Genomic DNA, 20,572 nt, shown 5'->3' on the forward strand with positions numbered 1-20,572 from the left:
ATGGCGGATGAAAAGCAACTTTCATTTGAGCAAGCGATGGAAGAACTTGAAGTGATTGTGGAAAAGCTTGAAGAGGGCGATGTTCCTCTTGAGGAGGCTATCAATATTTATAAAAAGGGCATGGAGCTTTCAAAATTATGCCATGACAAGCTTAAAAATGTGGAATCACAGCTTACGGAAATACTGACGGAAGATGGCCGAAAAACGAACTTCGCCATTCCGGAGGAGGAATAGTCTTGCAGCAGCAATCCTTAAGTTCTTTCTCTGAATTGCATAAGCGAAAACTGGAAATTCATTTAAAGGAATATGTACATAAATTGAACGCTCCACCTGAAATCAAGGAAGCGATGAATTATTCACTTGAAGCGGGAGGAAAGCGGATCAGGCCGATGCTGTTATTTGCCACATTAGCTGCTTTTGGCGAAGATACGGCAAAAGGATTATGGACTGCGGCGGCAATCGAAATGATCCATACCTATTCGCTCATTCACGATGACCTGCCAAGTATGGATAATGACGATTTAAGAAGAGGTAAACCGACTAACCATAAAGTATATGGAGAAGCTTTTGCCATCCTGGCAGGCGATGCCTTGCTCACATACAGCTTCCAAACCATTGCGGAAACCCCGGCCGAATTTGCTTCCGCCGAAACCAGGCTGTCTTTAATTAAAGTGCTTTCAAAAGCTGCAGGTGCTGAAGGGATGGTTGGAGGCCAGGCAGCAGACATTAAAGGAGAGGGCAAACAGCTGGACTTAGAGGACCTAGAGTATATCCATGTTCATAAGACCGGCAAATTGCTGGAATGCAGTGTGGTTTCAGGTGCTATTTTGGCAAATGCCAATGAAGAGACGATTCAGGCACTATCCCATTTTGCCTATCATCTGGGACTGGCTTTTCAAATCAGGGATGATATTCTCGACCTTGAAGGGACAGAGGAGATAATCGGGAAGCCTGTTGGCAGTGATGAATCAAAAAATAAAAGCACCTATCCAGCTCTTCTTACTATGAATGGCGCGAAAGAGGCGCTCGAATACCATATCAGATCTGCAAAAGAGAAACTGAAGGAAACAGGCCTTCAAACAGAGCTGCTCGAAGAAATAACAGATCTAATTGCAAACAGGGATCACTAATTTCTTGATTACATACTCATAATCGCAAAGTTCAGGGTACAAAAATGAATGAAGAAACGATGGTCTTGCCGCTGTACTATTTGTACCAGCGGCATTTGCTGTTTAATAAAATGATGGTCTTTATTGTATATATTTTGGTATGATAGGAATTGCTGTCTGGAGTCTCTCTCAAGAAAGACTGGCCGGAGTGATAGACTGTTTAAAATGAAAAGCATTTGGAAAATCTCCTGTAATAAGGTAATCTTAAGATATTATCTTTTAGACAGTCTGGACGCCGTAAAAAACAGGCTTTGATTTGTTATAAACATGATTGCCAAAATATACGTAAAAAAACGGACGAATAAGAAACGAAAGTGAGTGGTCCGCTGTATGGATCTGTTATCAATTAAAGACCCTTCCTTTTTAAAAGGGCTCTCGAATAAAGAATTGGAAAGTCTCAGTCAGGATATCCGTACTTTCCTGATTGAAAAGCTATCAGGCACAGGGGGACATATTGGCCCTAATCTTGGTGTTGTTGAGCTGACTGTTGCATTGCATAAATGTTTTGACAGTCCGAAGGATAAAATTATCTGGGATGTCGGACATCAGTCATACGTCCACAAAATCCTTACAGGCCGTGCGTGCCAATTCGATACTCTTAGACAATATAAAGGTCTTTGCGGCTTTCCCAAAATGATTGAAAGTGAGCATGATGTATGGGAAACAGGGCATAGCTCTACTTCTTTATCTGCCGCGATGGGAATGGCCATTGCAAGAGACTTGAAAAAAGAGAGCAATTATGTCATTCCCGTTATTGGGGATGGTGCCTTAACAGGCGGAATGGCTTTAGAAGCCTTAAATCATATCGGCCATGAAAAAAAAGATATGATTGTCATATTAAATGATAATGAAATGTCGATTGCTCCTAATGTAGGTGCCCTGCACAATGTTCTTGGGAGGTTAAGGACTGCAGGCAAATATAATTGGGTTAAAGATGAACTTGAATATTTATTAAAAAAGGTTCCGGCAGTCGGCGGCAAATTGGCCTCAACTGCCGAAAGACTGAAAGACAGCCTAAAGTATTTGTTTGTTTCAGGCATGTTCTTCGAGGAATTAGGCTTTACCTATTTGGGGCCTGTCGATGGGCATAATTATGAAGCTTTATTTGAGAACCTTGCGTATGCCAAGAAAACAGAAGGTCCGGTGCTTCTCCATGTTATAACGAAAAAAGGGAAAGGCTATCACCCTGCAGAAAACGACAGGATCGGCACTTGGCACGGTACAGGCCCTTATAAAATGGAAACAGGGGACTTTGTGAAACCTGCAGCTGCGCCGCCTCCTGCATGGAGCAAGCTTGTGTCAGAAACCGTCAGGGAACTTGCGAGAGAAGATGAAAGAATTGTTGCAATCACTCCAGCAATGCCTGTTGGTTCCAAGCTTGAAGGTTTTGCAAGTGAATTTCCGGATCGGATGTATGATGTGGGTATTGCTGAACAGCATGCAGCAACAGTAGCTGCTGGCCTGGCAACGCAAAACATGAAGCCGTTCCTTGCGATTTATTCTACTTTCCTGCAGCGTGCTTATGATCAGGTCGTACACGATATTGCACGCCAGAACTTGAATGTATTTATTGGAATCGACCGGGCAGGACTTGTTGGTGCAGATGGAGAAACGCATCAGGGTGTATTCGATATCGCATTTTTAAGGCATTTGCCGAATATGGTTTTGATGATGCCAAAGGATGAAAATGAAGGCCAGCATATGGTGAAAACAGCCATTGAATATAACGATGGCCCAATCGCCATGCGGTTCCCGCGCGGAAATGGCATCGGGGTGCCGATGGACACAGTACTTAAAGCTATTCCAATTGGAACATGGGAAGTTCTGCGCGATGGCAGCGACGGAGCAATTTTAACCTTTGGGACAACCATTCCAATGGCATTGAAGGCAGCTCAGCTCCTGGAAAAACAAGGGCATTCCATTAAAGTCATTAATGCAAGGTTTATTAAGCCATTTGATGAAAAGATGCTGCATGAATTGTTCGCAGCGAATATGCCTATTCTTACTATAGAAGAAGCTGTCCTGCAGGGGGGCTTTGGAAGTGCAGTACTTGAATATGCACATGAGCATGGCTTCCATCATTCCGAAATAGACCGAATGGGAATACCTGATACATTTATTGAGCATGGCAGTGTAAATGAACTATTGGAAGAAATCGGGATGACTGTAGAAGATGTTGTGCAAAGAATGGGAAAAATGGCTAGAAAAAAACAAAAAAGGGCTTAAAAAATGAAAACAAAGAAAGAACGATTAGACGTTTTATTAGTTGAAAGAGGTCTTGCTGAAACGAGAGAAAAAGCGAAAAGGGCCGTTATGGCCGGTTTGGTGTTCAGCAATGAAAGCAGGCTGGATAAGCCGGGTGAGAAGGTTAGTGCAGATATTCCGCTGACAATCAAGGGAAAGGTTATGCCCTATGTCAGCCGCGGAGGCTTAAAGCTTGAGAAAGCTCTGAAGGTTTTTGAATTAGAAATCCAAGGCAAGATTCTCCTTGACATTGGATCCTCAACTGGCGGCTTCACTGATTGTGCTCTGCAGAATGGCGCCAAAATCTCCTATGCTTTGGATGTCGGATATAATCAGCTTGCCTGGAAATTAAGGCAGGATGAACGGGTTGTTGTCATGGAAAGGACTAATTTCCGGTATGTAACTCCAGCAGACCTTTCGGCCGGTATGCCTGATTTTGCTTCCATTGATGTTTCGTTCATCTCTCTAAAGCTTATATTGCCTGTTTTAAAAACGCTGCTGGTTCCTGGCAGTGACACAGTGGCTTTAGTGAAACCGCAATTTGAAGCCGGACGGGAGCAGGTTGGTAAAAAAGGAATTGTCAGAGATCCTAAAATACACGAAGCCGTTCTTGATAAAATTATTGAATTTGCTTTGGGTCTTGGCTATGATGTCAAAGACGTTTCTTATTCACCGATTACCGGCGGAGATGGCAACATAGAGTTTCTTCTCCATCTGTATTGGTCAGGCAGCAAAGAAGAAGGAGAAAATCTCCTTAAAGCTCAGACTGATAAGATTGTAAAAGAAGCCCACGCCGAATTGAAAACGAAGCAGGTTAAAGAAGAGGAATAGGCTGATGCCTGTTCCTTTTTTTAAAGGAATTTGTCGAGTAAGGACGAATTATAATAAATATATACGGGAAAATTGTACTTTATTGAGAAAATCAGCTAACATTATAGTACAAAACACTATAAATTAATTTTTTTCTGCCTGCTGTCAAGCGGCTGATTATAGAGGTGAAAAAATGAATAAAGGGCAAAGACATATTAAGATACGCGAAATAATTACCAATAACGATATCGAAACACAGGATGACCTGGTGGATGAATTGAAAAACGCAGGATTTAATGTTACCCAGGCGACGGTTTCAAGAGATATTAAAGAGCTTCACCTGGTAAAAGTTCCTTTAATGGACGGAAGATATAAATACAGTCTTCCAGCGGATCAGCGTTTCAATCCGCTGCAAAAGCTTAAAAGAAATTTAATGGATGCCTTTGTCAGAGTGGATACTGCAGGACATCTCCTTGTAATGAAGACTCTTCCAGGCAATGCCATGGCTATAGGCGCACTTATAGATAACCTTGACTGGGAAGAGATTTTGGGGACAATCTGCGGGGATGACACATGCCTGATCATATGTAAAACCCCTGAAGACACAGAAGCCATTTCAAACCGTTTTCTTGAAATGCTGTAGATGATTTTCAATTTCAGAGCGTCTGTCCCCCTCGAGGTGCCGTGGTGGCAAAGCGCTTCTGCTTTTTTCTAATGAGGTGATAAGCTTGTTAAATGAAATAACGATACGAAATTTTGCTATAATCGAAGCCCTTTCTGTCTCATTTGAAAAGGGCTTAACTGTTTTAACTGGTGAAACAGGGGCAGGAAAATCCATTATTATTGATGCCATTCACTTACTGGCTGGAGGCAGGGGATCTGCAGAGTTTGTCCGGCATGGTGAAGATAAGGCTGAGTTAGAGGGGCTTTTTATCCTGGATGATCATAAGCACCCTTGCTATAAACGAGCTGCAGAATTTGGGATAGAGATTGAAGATGGGATGATTGTTCTCCGCAGAGATATATCAAAGACAGGAAAAAGCATTTGCAGAGTGAACGGAAAGCTGGTCACTATTTCTGCTTTGAGGGAAATTGGAAGTTCACTTATTGATATACACGGTCAGCACGAACATCAGGAATTAATGAATGAAACCTTGCATCTTCCTCTTCTCGATCAGTTTGGAGGAACGAAGATTTCTGCTTCCCTTTCTGAATATCAGGATATCTACAGATTATATGAAAGCACTTTGAAAAAGCTTAAGAATTTAAGTGAGAATGAACAGCAAATGGCACACCGGCTTGATTTAATCCAATTTCAGCTTGATGAAATCCAGTCGGCACAGCTGAAATTGAATGAAGATGAGGATCTGATTGAAGAAAAGAGAAAGCTATCCAACTTTGAACGTATTTTTGATTCAGTTCAGTCTGGCTATAATGCTCTTCAAGGAGAGCAAAAAGGGCTCGATTGGATTGGGATGGTTATGGGGTATATGAATGATGCCGCGGAATTGGACCCATCGTATAAAGAAATAGCTGAAAATGTGGCAAACAGCTTCTATTTGCTTGAAGATGCGGCCAGTTCCCTGCGCAATGAAATGGACTTTATGGAATATGATCCGCAGAGGCTGAATGAAATCGAAAACAGACTGAATGAAATAAATGGGCTAAAAAGAAAATATGGAAAAACGGTAGATGAAGTGCTGGAATACGCAGCAAAAATAGAAGAAGAAATTGAAACCCTGCAAAATAAAGAAACCCATATTGATAAGCTGCAAAAAGAAGTTGCTGCCCTGAAAAAAGACCTTATGGTTGAAGGGGAAGAGCTGAGCAAGCTGCGGAGAAAATCTGCCCTAAAGCTTACGAAGTTAATTCATAAAGAGCTTAAGGAATTATACATGGAAAAAACAGTTTTTGAGGTAAGGTTCTTTTCTGATCCCGAAGTTCTTCTGAAAAATGGCATTGACAGAGCGGAATTCTATATTTCCACCAATCCGGGAGAACCGCTCAAGCCTCTGTCCAAGATTGCATCGGGAGGGGAATTATCCCGAATCATGCTTGCCTTAAAGAGTATCTTCTCAAAACATCAGGGTGTTACAAGTATTATCTTCGATGAAGTGGACACAGGCGTGAGCGGAAGAGTGGCTCAAGCCATCGCGGAAAAGATTCATCATGTTTCCGTGGATTCCCAGGTGCTTTGCATCTCTCACCTGCCACAGGTTGCAGCGATTGCAGATACTCATTTATTTATTGCTAAAAACACGAATGAAGGGCGGACCAAAACTACAGTGAAGCCTCTGAATGAAGAAGAGAAGATAAAAGAAATCAGCCGTATGATTTCTGGAGTGGAGATTACCGATTTGACAAAAGAGCATGCAAAAGAGCTGCTGCATATGGCTAAACAGCTGAAATAATTATGATCCAATATCCGGTGTGTGCCCTTAAGCTGCGCAGCGATATCTAATACCTTGAAAAGCTATCCAAAGCAGGATAGCTTTTTTTATGTTACTGGCAGTTATAAATGCCATCGATGCAGGCAAAATTAAAGATGTAGCCATTTGACGTGGATGGACTAGAAGCGAGGAGAGTGAAAAATTTGACATATGATGTTTTGCGCAAAATAATTGGTGGAATTCTCCTTGTTTCATTAATTGCTTTAGGTTTTTCCAAGCCTGTTCAGGAATATTTGCAAATACCTGCAAATATTACCCTTTTTGAAGGGCAGCAGCTTGATCTTGCAAAGGCAGAAGCAGTGTCAGCCGGGCTGTCCATAGATAATACAAGTATTGCACTTAAAGAAGATAACCATTCGATTTCGCTTTCAGCAAAAGAGAATGGAAAAAATGAAATGCTTCTCGAACTGGCAGGTTTTCCGATAAAGAAGGTTGATGTTCATGTCTTAAAAGATTTTAAAGTAATTCCAGGAGGCCAATCAATCGGGGTTAAACTAAATACAGTAGGTGTGTTAGTAGTGGGGCACCATCAGGTTAATACGGCTGAAGGAAAAGCTTCGCCAGGCGAAACGGCCGGGATTAAAATCGGAGATATCATTACAGAAATCAATGGCAAGAAAATTGAAAAGATGTCAGATGTTGCTCCTTTTGTTCAAGAAGCAGGCAAAAGCGGCAACCCGCTCCAAATCATTGTCAGCCGTGAAAGCGGGAAGGTGAAAACGGAGCTGACTCCTCTTAAAGAAAACGGAGAAGAAACCTATAAGCTTGGTTTATATATACGTGACTCAGCAGCAGGCATTGGGACGATGACTTTCTATCACCCGGAATCGAAAAAGTATGGAGCCCTCGGACATGTTATTTCCGATATGGATACGAAAAAACCCATTGTTGTTGAAGACGGCCAAATTGTAAGATCGACTGTTACTTCCATTGAAAAAGGAAGCAATGGCAATCCAGGCGAAAAACTTGCACGATTTTCCTCAGATAAAGAAATAATCGGGAATATTGTCAGGAACAGTCCTTTCGGGATTTTTGGGGAATTAAACCGGGACATGAAAAATGGGATCTTTGACAAACCGATGCCAATAGCACTATCCCACCAAGTAAAAGAGGGGGCTGCTCAAATACTGACTGTAGTGGACAATGATGAAGTACAATTGTTTGATATTGAAATTGTCAGCACGATTCCGCAAAAGTTTCCGGCAACAAAAGGAATGGTCATAAAAGTGACGGATCAGAAGCTCCTCGATAAAACAGGCGGCATTGTCCAGGGGATGAGCGGAAGCCCGATCATTCAGGATGGAAGGATTATTGGAGCGGTAACACACGTATTTGTAAATGACCCTACTTCAGGATATGGTGTTCATATCGAATGGATGCTAAATGAAGCAGGCATCAATATATATGAAAAAGCAGAAGAAAAAGCATCCTAATACGGGGAATGGATCAAAAAAAGGCGGGGAAATCCCGTCTTTTTGATTTTTTATGTTAAAATGACGATAATTAAAGATTTTTCGACAAGTTTACACGAATTGCAAGGAGTATGGCGAAACTGGTCGAAAACAGAAGAAAACAAAAGAAAAAATGAGATTTCGCTGGTTTTTTAAGAAAATTTCAAAAAAGTAGAGGAATTTTTGTTGCATTGTCGAATTTCTCATTTAGAATAGAACATAGATATCATAAAAAGAGCGTGTTCAAAATGAACATTCATTAAAGAGACCATAATGGGCCGAGGAGGAAAGTAAGTGAAGAAAATAAAAGTTTGTGTTGTGGATGATAATAGGGAACTGGTCGGGCTTTTAGAGGAATATATATCTTCCCAGGAGGATATGGAAGTTTCGGGTGTTGCACATAATGGACAGGATTGCCTCGACATTTTAGAGCAGACACAGCCTGATGTTCTAGTGCTGGATATCATCATGCCTCACTTGGATGGACTTGCTGTACTCGAGAAAATGAGAGAATTAAATTTGAATGCACTGCCTAATGTAATTATGCTTACTGCATTCGGCCAGGAGGATGTCACCAAAAAGGCAGTGGATTTGGGAGCATCTTACTTTATTCTTAAACCATTTGATATGGACAATTTGGCAAGCCATATCCGTCAGGTCAGCGGAAAATCCAGCTCATTTCTCCGCAAACCCGTTCCATCTTACCGTCCCCAGGCAGAAGCGAAGCCAAAGAACCTGGATGCCAGCATTACCAGCATCATTCATGAAATTGGCGTACCTGCTCATATTAAAGGATACTTATATCTTCGTGAAGCGATTTCAATGGTGTACAATGATATCGAACTTCTCGGTTCCATTACAAAAGTGCTGTACCCTGATATTGCTAAAAAATTCAATACGACTGCAAGCCGGGTTGAACGCGCGATCCGCCATGCTATTGAAGTTGCCTGGAGCCGCGGTAATATAGATTCGATTTCCTCTCTTTTCGGATATACAGTCAGCATGACTAAAGCAAAGCCGACTAACTCCGAGTTTATTGCCATGGTTGCGGATAAACTTCGTCTCGAGCATAAGGCTTCTTGAAAGGGTAAGGACTTATAAAAAATTTTATTTAATTTGCTGCGCTCCTATTGGGGCGTTTTTTATTTTTCCTCATGAAATAAAGCTGAGATAAAAAAAGGTTCAGTTTGAATATTTCAAACTGAACCTTTACTTTATTTGTTTTCTTCTTTCTCAAGCTCCATCATTTTTTGGATCAAGATATGCTGAGGCATGTGCATGAGTTGCTCAAGAGGAAGATTAAGTTTTTCAGCGAGCTTTAGTGCTGTTTCCGGTGATATCTGCAGCGGCTTCACTATTATCCCCCACTAACTTATTTAGATTTAAAACGATCCTGGACTTTGTTTCTTTTTCGGTCACGATAAAGAATAAACCCTGCGATGAAGCCAAGTCCTATAATCAAGAAAAGGAAACCTGACACAAATTGAAGCCATAAATATGGAAATGGGCTTTGCAGGATGCCAAAGACCATATCTCTCATTAATTTTATCCCATACACAGCCAATATGCCCGGCAGGAGTAAAATTAATAAAGCAATTAGTCTTATCATAAAAAAATTCCCTTCAAATCAAGTTGCCTACCGAAATCATAAATCATTAAAGAAATTTGTCAAGTGCTTCTGCTATGCTAAAATAAAACATGAAGAATATTGCAGAAATTTTTATTAAATATGCAAGAATTTTCAATGAAAGCAGGTATGACTATGCAAACAGTGATGATTGTCGGTGCAGGAAAAGGCGGTACCGCCATCCTAAAAATAATAAAAGAAACGGCAGTTTTGGATGTAAAAGCCATGGTGGATATCGACCCTGATGCCGAAGGACTTCTGCTTGCCAAAGAAAGCGGCATCCCAACCGGCGCTGATTGGCGACAGTTCATGGAACAAGATATTGACATCATTATTGAAGTTACCGGGCAGGAGCAGGTGTTCATTGACATTAGGGAAGCCAGAAGCAAAAATACAGTTCTAATACCTGGAAGTGTAGCTTTTTTAATCGCGAAATTACTTGAGGAAAAGGAAGAGCTGATTTCGAAATTCAGAAATGAAACATATAAGCATGACTTGATTTTTAATTCGACCGATGACGGAATGATTGTAATAAATAACCAAACTGAAATTATAGTCTTTAATCGCAGTGCGGAAAGAATGACAGGAATAAATAGGAAAGATGCTCTAGGGAAGAAAATTAATGAAATCATTACCGACAGCATGCTTCCCAGAGTTATGTCAACAAGGAGAATTGAAGCGAATCAGGAAATGACTTTGGCTAATGGTCTCAAAATTATTACGACAAGAATACCTATGCTCGGTGAAAATAACGAATTAATGGGTGCTTTTGCCGTTTTTAAGGATATTACAGAAGTGGTTTCACTTGCGGAAGAAATAACGAATTTGAAAGACATACAGACGATGCTTCAGGCAATTATTCAATCAAGTGAGGAAGCCATCTCCGTTGTTGATGAAAATGGGAAAGGGATTTTGATCAATCCGGCTTACTCCAGGCTTACAGGTCTGGAGGAGGAAAAAGTAATCGGAAAGCCTGCTACAGCAGATATATCAGAAGGTGAAAGCGTTCATATGAAGGTCCTTCAAACGCGAAGAGCGATGAGAGGTGTGGCCATGAGGGTCGGACCAAAGAGAAAGGATGTAATTGTAAACGTTGCCCCTGTTATTGTTGATGGGAAATTAAAAGGGAGTGTTGGTGTTATTCACGACGTTTCGGAAATTCAAAATCTGAACCGTGAATTAAACCGGGCCAGACAGATTATTCGCACACTGGAAGCGAAATATTCATTCGAGGATATAATTGGAACATCTGAAGAGATGACCATTGCAATTGAACAGGCAAGACTTGGAGCTAAAACTCCTGCCACAGTATTGCTGAGAGGAGAGTCCGGGACAGGTAAAGAGCTTTTCGCTCACGCTATACACAATGCAAGCGACCGAAAATATAACAAGTTTATCAGGGTGAATTGTGCCGCTTTATCAGAATCTCTTTTGGAAAGTGAATTATTCGGTTATGAAGAGGGGGCATTCTCGGGTGCAAAAAGAGGCGGCAAAAGAGGTTTATTTGAAGAAGCTGATAAAGGCAGTATTTTTCTGGATGAAATTGGCGAGCTGACAGCTAACACTCAGGCGAAGCTGCTCAGGGTTCTTCAGGAACATGAAATTACAAGAGTGGGAGGGACCAAGCCTATTTCAATTGATGTCCGGATTATAGCCGCGACCAATGTCAATTTAGAAAAAGGAATTGCAGAAGGGACCTTTAGGGAAGACTTATACTACAGGCTGAATAGAATGCCCATACATATTCCTTCCTTAAGGCGCAGGAAGGAGGATATTCCTTTGCTGTGCAGCAGACTTATTCAAAAGATTAACCAGGAATATGGGCGGAATGTAGAAGGTGTGACAGAACAAGCTGTTGATAAGCTGATGGCCTATAATTGGCCGGGGAATGTGAGGGAACTTGATAATATCCTGGGCAGAGCCATCATTTTTATGAACTACAACGAAACGCAAATAGAAGAACGGCATATTCCCGACCTGGGTGCCAATAATCCGTCACCCAATATTGAAGTAAGTGAAGAAGTTCAGAATAAATCATTAACTCAAATGGTTGAGCAGTATGAGGCAAGGGTGATCAGGCAAACTCTTCAAAAGCTGGATGGAAATAAAACTAAGACAGCTAAAATGCTTGGACTCTCAGTCAGGAATCTATATTATAAATTGGAGAAATACGAAATTGCAAAACCTGGCATGCAATAAATTGCGCATTGTGCAATAAATTGCACGCTTTAGTTTGATGAATAAAGCGTTTTCACGGTTTTTAAAGTTGGCACACTTCTTGCAAGTATAATAAACGGAAGAACATCAGGAAAATGGCGTCGATCATTTTAAGTTTCCTGAACCTAAGACGCCTGCGCTTTTCATGTAAGGGGGTTGAACAGATGACATTGGATTCGCTTCTAACGAAAGCAACCCAATATGGTGAGAAAACCGTTGCCGTAGCTGCAGCGGAAGACGAAGAAGTTCTCGAAGCAGTTGCTGAAGCAATTAAGCTGAACTTAGCAAGCTTTTTATTGTTCGGGGACGAAGGAAAAATCCGCAAAATTCTGAACGAGAAGCATAGCGAAGCAGCAGAAAGCCCTAAAGTTGAAATCGTTCATACAGAATCGGCTGCGCATGCAGCGGAATTGTCTGTAAGGGCTGTGAAGGAACAGAAGGCCAATGTGCTGATGAAGGGGAATATCCCGACGGCAGGCATTTTAAAAGCTGTCTTAAATAAAGAATTTGGCTTAAGAACAGGAAATGTGTTATCACATGTGGCTGTTTTTGAGGTCCCAGGTTTTGAACGGTTTACAATCGTAACGGATGCAGCTATGAATATTGCACCTGATCTTAATCAAAAAGCACAAATATTGAAAAATGCAGTTCATATTGCAAGAAGCATAGGGATTGAAAATCCTCTTGCAGCTCCGATTGCTGCAGTAGAGGTGGTTAATCCTGCTATGCAGGCTACTTTGGATGCTGCAGCATTAACTCTTATGAACCAAAGGGGGCAGATAAAAGATTGTATAGTCGATGGTCCTCTGGCTCTGGACAATGCTATTTCTTTTGAAGCAGCTGAACATAAGGGAATCAAAAGCAAAGTTGCCGGACAGGCAGATATTTTATTGGTGCCGACTATAGAAGTTGGGAATGCTTTATATAAATCACTTGTCTATTTTGCAAAAGCAAAAGTAGGAGCCGTTATCGCAGGGGCGAAAGCGCCAATCGTTCTTACTTCAAGGGCTGATTCGGCTGAAAGCAAGGTTTATTCATTGGCATTAGCGATATGCTCAGCAAAGTAATTCGCTGATATTCAGCATTTAAATAAAAAAGTTTAATCAAACGAACATAAATTTTTTCATAATCCGGGGAGGAAATAGAACATGGAAATCTTCAAATACTTAGAAACTTACGATTACGAACAAGTGGTGTTTTGTCAGGACAAACAATCAGGCTTAAAAGCTATTATTGCTATTCATGACACTACTTTAGGTCCTGCGCTTGGCGGTACACGCATGTGGACTTATGAATCTGAAGAGGCAGCTATTGAGGATGCTTTGCGCCTTGCACGCGGCATGACTTATAAGAATGCTGCAGCAGGCTTAAACCTTGGGGGCGGTAAAACAGTTATTATCGGCGATCCGCGCAAAGACAAAAACGAAGAGATGTTCCGTGCTTTCGGACGTTACATCCAAGGATTAAATGGACGCTATATTACTGCAGAGGACGTAGGCACTACTGTAGCTGATATGGATCTGATCCATGAGGAAACAGATTATGTAACAGGTATTTCACCTGCCTTCGGTTCTTCAGGCAACCCTTCACCAGTTACAGCTTATGGCGTATACAGAGGAATGAAGGCAGCAGCAAAGGCTGCATTCGGAACTGACTCTCTAGAAGGCAAAACAATTGCCGTTCAGGGTGTTGGAAACGTAGCGTTCAATCTTTGCCGTCATCTGCATGAAGAAGGTGCACAGCTAATTGTAACAGATATTAATAAAGAAGCAGTTCAGCGTGCGGTTGAAGAGTTCGGTGCCAAAGCGGTTGAACCAAATGAAATTTATGGTGTTGAATGTGATATTTATGCACCATGTGCTTTAGGTGCAACAGTTAATGATGATACAATTCCGCAGCTGAAAGCAAAAGTAATTGCTGGAGCCGCCAACAATCAGCTTAAAGAAACCCGCCATGGTGATTTAATCCATGAAATGGGCATTGTTTATGCACCTGATTATGTAATTAATGCAGGCGGAGTTATCAATGTTGCAGATGAGCTGTACGGTTACAACCGTGAACGTGCAATGAAAAAAGTTGAAACTGTATACAACAATATTGAAAAAGTTATTGATATTGCTAAAAGGGATGGAATTCCGACATATAAAGCGGCTGACCGCATGGTTGAGGAAAGAATTGAAAGAATGCGTAATTCACGCGGACAATTCCTCCAAAACGGCCATCATATCCTGAGCCGCAGATAGGTTTTAGGAGAAAGAGGAATTTAGTCTGTCTTTCCTGAAATGCAGAGCGCTGAATTATGAATTCAGCGTCTTTGCCTTTAAAAGCAGAGTAGAAAAAAATGCAGCGGCAGATAAAGTACCCTGAGTAAGAGTATGCTTTTACAAGGGAGATTTCCGCTCTTTATGGAGGTTTAAACGTGCTAGAACAAGAACATCGAATTCTCGTCATCAATCCGGGATCCACTTCAACTAAGATTGGAGTTTTCGATAATGAGATCTCTGTCCTGGAGAAGACATTACGCCATGATGCAGATGTCATTAACTCTTATGAAAGTATTATCGATCAGTATGAATTCCGCAAGCAGACCATTTTAGAGACGCTGGATCATGAAGGAATCAATATTTCCAAATTAAGTGCAGTGTGCGGCCGGGGCGGGCTGCTTCGTCCAATTGAAGGAGGCACATATTCTGTTAATGATGCAATGCTTGGTGATCTTCGTGCCGGTTTTGCTGGTCAGCATGCTTCTAACCTTGGCGGAATCCTGGCATATGAGATTGCTTCGGGTTTAAATATTCCATCGTTCATTGTTGATCCGGTTGTGGTTGATGAACTGGACCCAATTGCCCGTATTTCAGGCTTTTCAATGATAGAAAGAAAAAGTATTTTCCATGCTTTGAATCAGAAAGCTGTTGCCAGGAGAGTGGCCAAGGAGCTCGGCAAAAAGTATGAGGAGCTTAACCTGATCGTCACACATATGGGCGGAGGTATTACTGTTGGCGCTCATAAAAAAGGCAGAGTAGTGGATGTCAATAACGGACTTCATGGAGACGGGCCGTTCAGTCCGGAACGGGCAGGTACAGTACCTGCCGGTGATCTGGTGGGACTTTGCTACTCAGGCAGCTTTTATCGTGAAGAAGTGATGAAGAAACTTGTTGGACAAGGCGGTCTCGTTGGTTACCTGGGAACAAATGATGCCGTAAAGGTTGAAAAGATGATTGAAAACGGAGATGAGAAAGCAAAGCTTGTCTACTCCGCAATGGCTTATCAGGTGGCTAAGGAGATTGGTTCTGCCAGTGCAGTGCTTGGCGGAAAGGTTGATGCCATTATCCTTACGGGCGGTCTTGCCTATGGCAAGGGCTTTGTAAAAGAAATCAGTGAGCGGATTAACTGGATAGCAGATGTCATCGTCCAGCCTGGTGAAAATGAGCTTCAGGCACTGGCGGAAGGTGCACTTCGCGTCCTGCGCGGTGAAGAGACTGAAAAAGAATATCCCGGAAAAACAGCTGGGAAAGCAGCATTGAAATAGAAGGGGGAAGCAACTTGGCACAGGAATATGATTTGGTGATTTTAGGCGGAGGCACAGGCGGTTATGTAGCAGCCATCCGTGCTTCACAGCTTGGTTTAAAAACGGCAATCGTTGAAAAAGGAAAACTTGGAGGGACTTGCCTTCATAAAGGCTGCATACCAAGCAAGGCGTTATTAAGAAGTGCTGAAGTGTTTGCAACTGCAAAGCACAGTGAAGATTTTGGCGTAATCACAAGTGATGTATCAATCAATTTTGGTAAGGTACAGGAACGAAAAAACAAAATCGTTGATCAGCTTCATAAAGGTGTTCAGCATTTGATGAAGCAAGGCAAGATTGATGTTTTTGAAGGCACAGGCCGAATTCTTGGACCTTCTATTTTCTCTCCAATGCCAGGGACAATTTCTGTTGAAATGAACAATGGGGACGAAAATGAAATGCTGATCCCTAAAAATGTTATTGTAGCAACTGGATCTCGCCCCCGCACCCTTCCAGGATTGGACATTGATGGAAAACTGGTCATGACTTCGGATGAAGCTTTAGCTTTGGAAGAAGTGCCAAGCTCTATTATCATTGTTGGCGGCGGAGTCATCGGCATCGAATGGGCATCCATGTTATCAGACTTTGGTGCTGATGTAACAGTAATTGAATATGCTGACCGTATTATTCCTACAGAAGACAAAGAAATTTCAAAAGAAATGCAGCGCCTTATGAAGAAAAAAGGAGTCAAAATTGTTACTGGAGCAAAGGTTCTTCCTGAAACCCTTCAGAAAGGTGAAGGAGTAACGATTTCAGCTGAAGTAAAAGGTTCCCAAAAGGAATTTACCGCTGAGAAATTGCTTGTTTCAGTGGGCCGTCAGGCAAATACAGAAGGCATTGGCATTGAAAATACGGATATTCAAATTGAAAAAGGATTTATTGCCGCAAATGAATACTTCCAGACAAAGGAATCTCATATCTATGCGATTGGTGATGTCATTGGCGGACTTCAGCTGGCACATGTTGCTTCTCATGAGGGAATTGTTGCAGTGGAGCACATTGCAGGCCAGAATCCTTCTCCAATTGACTACAGCCTGGTTTCTAAATGCATTTACAGTTCACCGGAAGCAGCAAGTGTAGGATTAACAGAGGATGAAGCAAAGGAAAAAGGCCATAATGTGAAAACTGGCAAATTCTCATTCCGTGCAATCGGAAAGGCGCTTGTATTTGGTGAATCCGACGGGTTTGTAAAAATTGTGGCAGATCAAGATTCCGATGATATTCTTGGTGTCCATATGATCGGCCCTCACGTAACAGATATGATTTCAGAAGCAGGCCTTGCACGCGTTCTTGATGCAACTCCATGGGAAGTAGCACATACTATCCACCCGCATCCGACGCTATCTGAAGCAATAGGTGAAGCTGCCCTTGCTGTAGATGGGAAAGCAATCCACGGATAAAGATTCGATTAAATAAAATAAGTCCAAGTCTCCAATTGGAGACGGGGCTGATACATATTAGCTTAGGAGGTTGTATAAATGGCTGAAAACCGTCATAAAGATTTAGGTTTAAGTGATGAGAAAGTTCTTGAAATGTATGAGACGATGCTGTTAGCCCGCCGTCTTGATGAGCGCATGTGGCTTTTGAACCGTGCTGGAAAAATCCCATTTGTTATTTCATGCCAGGGGCAGGAAGCTGCGCAGGTAGGTGCCGCGTTTGCTCTTGATCGCGAGAAAGATTATGTTCTTCCATATTATCGTGACATGGGTGTTGTTTTAACATTTGGCATGACCGCAAGGGAATTAATGCTGTCAGGGTTTGCTAAAGCGGAAGATCCAAACTCAGGCGGACGCCAAATGCCTGGACACTTCGGCCAAAAGAAAAACCGAATCGTGACAGGGTCTTCTCCTGTTACTACACAGGTGCCTCATGCTGTTGGTGTCGCCCTCGGCGGAAAGCTTGAAGGGAAGGACCTGGTTACTTTTGTAACATTCGGTGAAGGCTCTTCTAACCAGGGAGATTTCCATGAAGGTGCGAACTTTGCAGGTGTTCATAAACTTCCTGTTATCTTTATGTGTGAAAATAATAAATATGCAATCTCTGTTCCGATTGAAAAGCAGCTTGCTTGCGAAAATGTGTCTGACAGAGCTATTGGCTATGGTATGCCAGGTATAACAGTTGACGGAAACGATCCGCTTGAAGTTTATAAAGCTGTGAAAGAAGCAGCAGACAGAGGCCGCCGCGGAGAAGGTCCGACATTAGTCGAAACCGTTTCATACCGTTTAACACCACACTCATCTGATGATGATGACCGAAGCTACCGTGCTCCTGATGAAGTGGCTGAAGCAAAAACAAAAGATCCGATTATTACTTTTGGCGCCTATCTGAAAGAAAATGGCGTTATGGACGATGCGATTGAAAAGGAAATCAATGACCGGGTTATGAAACTGGTAAACGAAGCAACTGATTATGCTGAAAACGCTCCATATGCAGAAGCGGAATCTGCTTTAAAGCATGTATATGCTGAACAGTAAGGGGGAGAGAATATGGCTGTAATTTCTTATATCGATGCGGTGACTATGGCAATCCGCGAGGAAATGGAAAGAGATCCAAAGGTATTTGTTTTAGGTGAAGACGTAGGTAAAAAAGGTGGCGTATTTAAAGCGACACAAGGACTATATGACAAATTTGGCGAAGACCGCGTAATTGATACTCCTCTTGCTGAATCAGCGATTGCAGGGGTTGGAATCGGTGCAGCAATGTATGGAATGCGTCCAATTGCAGAAATGCAATTTGCCGACTTCATTATGCCGGCTGTTAACCAGATTATTTCAGAAGCGGCACGAATCCGCTATCGTTCAAATAATGACTGGAGCTGTCCGATTGTAGTACGTGCACCATATGGCGGCGGTGTTCATGGAGCACTTTATCATTCCCAGTCTGTCGAAGCTGTATTTGCTAATCAGCCGGGACTTAAGATTGTTATGCCTTCTACCCCTTATGATGTTAAGGGTTTATTGAAAGCAGCAATCCGTGATGAGGATCCGGTGCTGTTTTTTGAACATAAGCGCGCATATCGCCTGATTAAAGGTGAGGTTCCTGATGATGATTATGTGCTGCCAATCGGAAAAGCAGATGTAAAACGCGAAGGTGAAGATATCACGGTCATCACTTATGGCCTATGCGTCCATTTTGCTCTTCAGGCTGCAGAAAGACTTGCTAAAGATGGCATTTCAGCGCACATCCTGGATTTAAGAACGGTTTATCCGTTAGATAAAGAAGCAATTATTGAAGCTGCTTCTAAAACAGGAAAAGTGCTTCTTCTTACTGAGGATAATAAAGAAGGCAGTATCATGGGCGAAGTTGCTGCGATTATTGCAGAGAACTGCCTGTTTGAGCTGGATGCACCGATCCAACGCCTTGCCGGTCCTGATGTGCCAGCAATGCCTTACGCTCCAACTATGGAGAAATTCTTTATGGTTAACCCTGATAAAGTAGAAAAAGCAATGCGTGAATTGGCTGAATTTTAATAACAACATCTTAGTTAATAAAAATGGAAAGCTCGCAGAGGGTGCGGCTCTCAGGCTGGACTCCATTCCGGATCAGCTGCACCTGCTGCATGACCCGCAAATTGCGGGCAGCTAGAAGGAGGTTACTCAGTTGGCTATTGAACAAATTAAAATGCCCCAGCTTGGGGAAAGTGTTACTGAAGGGACAATCAGCAAATGGCTGGTTTCCGTTGGAGATAAAGTAAATAAATATGATCCGCTTGCTGAAGTAATGACTGACAAAGTAAACGCGGAAGTACCGTCCTCTTTCACTGGTGTAATCAAAGAATTGATTGCAGAAGAAGGCGAAACGTATGAAGTGGGCCAGGTGATTTTGACAATCGAAACCGAAGGCGGCGGGGAAGCTGCTCAAGCTGCGCCAGCAGAGACAAAAGGAGAGGATAAGACTCCGGCTGCACCTTCAGCCTCAGCGCCTTCTGCACCAGCGGCACCTGTTAAAGCAGCGGATGCTCCAAAAGGAGTCCGTTATTCACCTGCAGTCTTAAGGCTTTCTCAAGAGCATGGAATCGATTTGAACCAGGTGACAGGTACTGGCGGCGGCGGACGCATCACCCGTAAAGATCTTATGAAAATCATTGAGTCCGGAGATATTCCGACAGCTGCAGCAGCTGCGGCTGCACCGGAAAAGACAGAAGCGCCAGCACAGGAAGTTGCATCTGCACCTTCCCAGCCTGCAGCATCCAAACAGACGGCGCCAGCACCTAATGTACCGGTAATGCCAGGTGATGTTGAAATCCCTGTTACCGGAGTGCGTAAGGCGATTGCTGCCAATATGCTCCGCAGCAAACATGAAGCACCTCATGCCTGGACAATGATGGAAGTGGATGTTACAAATCTTGTTGAGTACCGCAACAGCATTAAAGGGGAGTTCAAGCAAAAAGAGGGCTTTAACCTTACATTCTTTGCTTTCTTCGTAAAAGCAGTTGCACAGGCCCTTAAGGAATTCCCGCAGATTAATTCCATGTGGGCAGGAGATAAGATCATCCAGAAGAAGGATATCAATATTTCCATTGCAGTAGCAACAGATGACGCGTTATTCGTTCCGGTCATCAAAGCGGCGGATGAAAAGACGATTAAAGGTATTGGCCGTGAAATTAATGATCTTGCCTTAAAAGTGCGTACAGGAAAACTGACTTCTGCTGAAATGCAGGGTGGAACTTTCACTGTAAATAATACCGGATCATTCGGTTCCGTACAGTCCATGGGCATTATCAATTATCCGCAGGCAGCAATTCTTCAGGTTGAATCCATTGTGAAACGTCCTGTTGTCATGAACAATGGCATGATCGCTGTCCGTGATATGGTTAACCTTTGCATGTCACTTGATCACCGTGTACTTGACGGCCTGGTATGCGGACGCTTCCTGCAGCGCGTAAAGGAAATTCTGGAGAACACATCAAAAGAAAATACATCTATTTATTAATAAGTAAAATGACCGCTGCCCTGCTTGGGGCGGCGGTTTCTTATTGTTCATTGCTTGTTTCTTCTTTGTATACTAAAATAGGTGTATGGATAATTTAGAATTTTATT

18 protein-coding genes are annotated in these 20,572 nt (G+C 42.4%); 16 read left to right on the forward strand and 2 right to left on the reverse strand.

Features of this window, described 5'->3' with window-relative positions; translation table 11 throughout:
- The 8 genes from xseB to spo0A all read left to right on the forward strand — a co-directional run bounded on the left by xseB (position 1) and on the right by spo0A (position 9,207).
- Positions 1-234, forward strand: coding sequence for an exodeoxyribonuclease VII small subunit (xseB, locus tag BK139_RS09450; protein ID WP_048008230.1), 234 nt, complete (start codon positions 1-3; stop codon positions 232-234).
- Between the two features lie 2 nt (positions 235-236).
- On the forward strand, positions 237-1,130 hold the full coding sequence (locus BK139_RS09455) for a polyprenyl synthetase family protein (RefSeq protein ID WP_076258086.1): 894 nt from the start codon (positions 237-239) through the stop codon (positions 1,128-1,130).
- A 369-nt stretch (positions 1,131-1,499) separates the two neighbouring features.
- Positions 1,500-3,395 carry a 1-deoxy-D-xylulose-5-phosphate synthase gene (gene dxs / locus BK139_RS09465; RefSeq protein ID WP_076258088.1) on the forward strand — a complete coding sequence of 632 codons (1,896 nt, stop codon included), beginning with the start codon at positions 1,500-1,502 and terminating at the stop codon, positions 3,393-3,395.
- A 3-nt stretch (positions 3,396-3,398) separates the two neighbouring features.
- Entirely contained in the window at positions 3,399-4,244 is an 846-nt protein-coding gene (locus BK139_RS09470) for a TlyA family RNA methyltransferase (RefSeq protein WP_076258089.1), read from the forward strand.
- Positions 4,245-4,416: 172 nt separating this feature from the next.
- On the forward strand, positions 4,417-4,866 hold the full coding sequence (gene ahrC / locus BK139_RS09475) for a transcriptional regulator AhrC/ArgR (protein WP_009332889.1): 450 nt from the start codon (positions 4,417-4,419) through the stop codon (positions 4,864-4,866).
- A gap of 85 nt (positions 4,867-4,951) precedes the next feature.
- Positions 4,952-6,634, forward strand: a complete 1,683-nt coding sequence (gene recN / locus BK139_RS09480; RefSeq protein ID WP_076258090.1) for a DNA repair protein RecN — start codon at positions 4,952-4,954, stop codon at positions 6,632-6,634.
- Between the two features lie 182 nt (positions 6,635-6,816).
- Positions 6,817-8,106: a SpoIVB peptidase gene (gene spoIVB / locus BK139_RS09485; RefSeq protein WP_076258091.1), complete on the forward strand. Its 1,290-nt coding sequence runs from the start codon at positions 6,817-6,819 to the stop codon at positions 8,104-8,106.
- A gap of 312 nt (positions 8,107-8,418) precedes the next feature.
- On the forward strand, positions 8,419-9,207 hold the full coding sequence (gene spo0A / locus BK139_RS09490; protein WP_076258092.1) for a sporulation transcription factor Spo0A: 789 nt from the start codon (positions 8,419-8,421) through the stop codon (positions 9,205-9,207).
- A 131-nt stretch (positions 9,208-9,338) separates the two neighbouring features.
- On the opposite strand, the gene BK139_RS09495 is transcribed toward spo0A, so the two are convergent.
- The gene (locus BK139_RS09495; RefSeq protein ID WP_076258093.1) at positions 9,339-9,479 is read right to left on the reverse strand and encodes a YycC family protein; all 141 of its coding nucleotides are present in this window, start codon (positions 9,477-9,479) and stop codon (positions 9,339-9,341) included.
- 17 nt (positions 9,480-9,496) lie between these two features.
- Positions 9,497-9,733 carry a DUF2627 domain-containing protein gene (locus tag BK139_RS09500; protein ID WP_048008222.1) on the reverse strand — a complete coding sequence of 79 codons (237 nt, stop codon included), beginning with the start codon at positions 9,731-9,733 and terminating at the stop codon, positions 9,497-9,499.
- A gap of 153 nt (positions 9,734-9,886) precedes the next feature.
- Between BK139_RS09500 and BK139_RS09505 the strand changes: the two genes are divergently transcribed.
- The 8 genes from BK139_RS09505 (at position 9,887) to BK139_RS09540 (ending at position 20,465) form a co-directional block, all read left to right on the forward strand.
- A complete protein-coding gene (locus BK139_RS09505) occupies positions 9,887-11,950 on the forward strand; it encodes a sigma-54 interaction domain-containing protein (protein WP_076258094.1) in 2,064 nt (687 codons plus the stop codon).
- 182 nt (positions 11,951-12,132) lie between these two features.
- On the forward strand, positions 12,133-13,035 hold the full coding sequence (gene yqiS / locus BK139_RS09510) for a phosphate butyryltransferase (RefSeq protein ID WP_076258095.1): 903 nt from the start codon (positions 12,133-12,135) through the stop codon (positions 13,033-13,035).
- An 81-nt stretch (positions 13,036-13,116) separates the two neighbouring features.
- Positions 13,117-14,211: a branched-chain amino acid dehydrogenase gene (bcd, locus tag BK139_RS09515; RefSeq protein WP_048008219.1), complete on the forward strand. Its 1,095-nt coding sequence runs from the start codon at positions 13,117-13,119 to the stop codon at positions 14,209-14,211.
- Between the two features lie 176 nt (positions 14,212-14,387).
- Positions 14,388-15,497 carry a butyrate kinase gene (gene buk, locus BK139_RS09520; protein ID WP_048008218.1) on the forward strand — a complete coding sequence of 370 codons (1,110 nt, stop codon included), beginning with the start codon at positions 14,388-14,390 and terminating at the stop codon, positions 15,495-15,497.
- A 14-nt stretch (positions 15,498-15,511) separates the two neighbouring features.
- Positions 15,512-16,933 (forward strand): dihydrolipoyl dehydrogenase, encoded by a 1,422-nt coding sequence (gene lpdA, locus BK139_RS09525; RefSeq protein ID WP_076258096.1) that lies wholly within the window; start codon positions 15,512-15,514, stop codon positions 16,931-16,933.
- A gap of 78 nt (positions 16,934-17,011) precedes the next feature.
- A complete protein-coding gene (locus tag BK139_RS09530; RefSeq protein WP_048008216.1) occupies positions 17,012-18,007 on the forward strand; it encodes a thiamine pyrophosphate-dependent dehydrogenase E1 component subunit alpha in 996 nt (331 codons plus the stop codon).
- Between the two features lie 12 nt (positions 18,008-18,019).
- Entirely contained in the window at positions 18,020-19,003 is a 984-nt protein-coding gene (locus BK139_RS09535) for an alpha-ketoacid dehydrogenase subunit beta (RefSeq protein WP_076258097.1), read from the forward strand.
- Between the two features lie 130 nt (positions 19,004-19,133).
- A complete protein-coding gene (locus BK139_RS09540; protein ID WP_076258098.1) occupies positions 19,134-20,465 on the forward strand; it encodes a dihydrolipoamide acetyltransferase family protein in 1,332 nt (443 codons plus the stop codon).
- The last annotated feature ends 107 nt before the right edge of the window (positions 20,466-20,572 follow it).

This window comes from Paenibacillus sp. FSL R5-0490 (assembly GCF_001956215.1).
Classification (GTDB): Bacteria; Bacillota; Bacilli; order Bacillales; family Cytobacillaceae; genus Cytobacillus.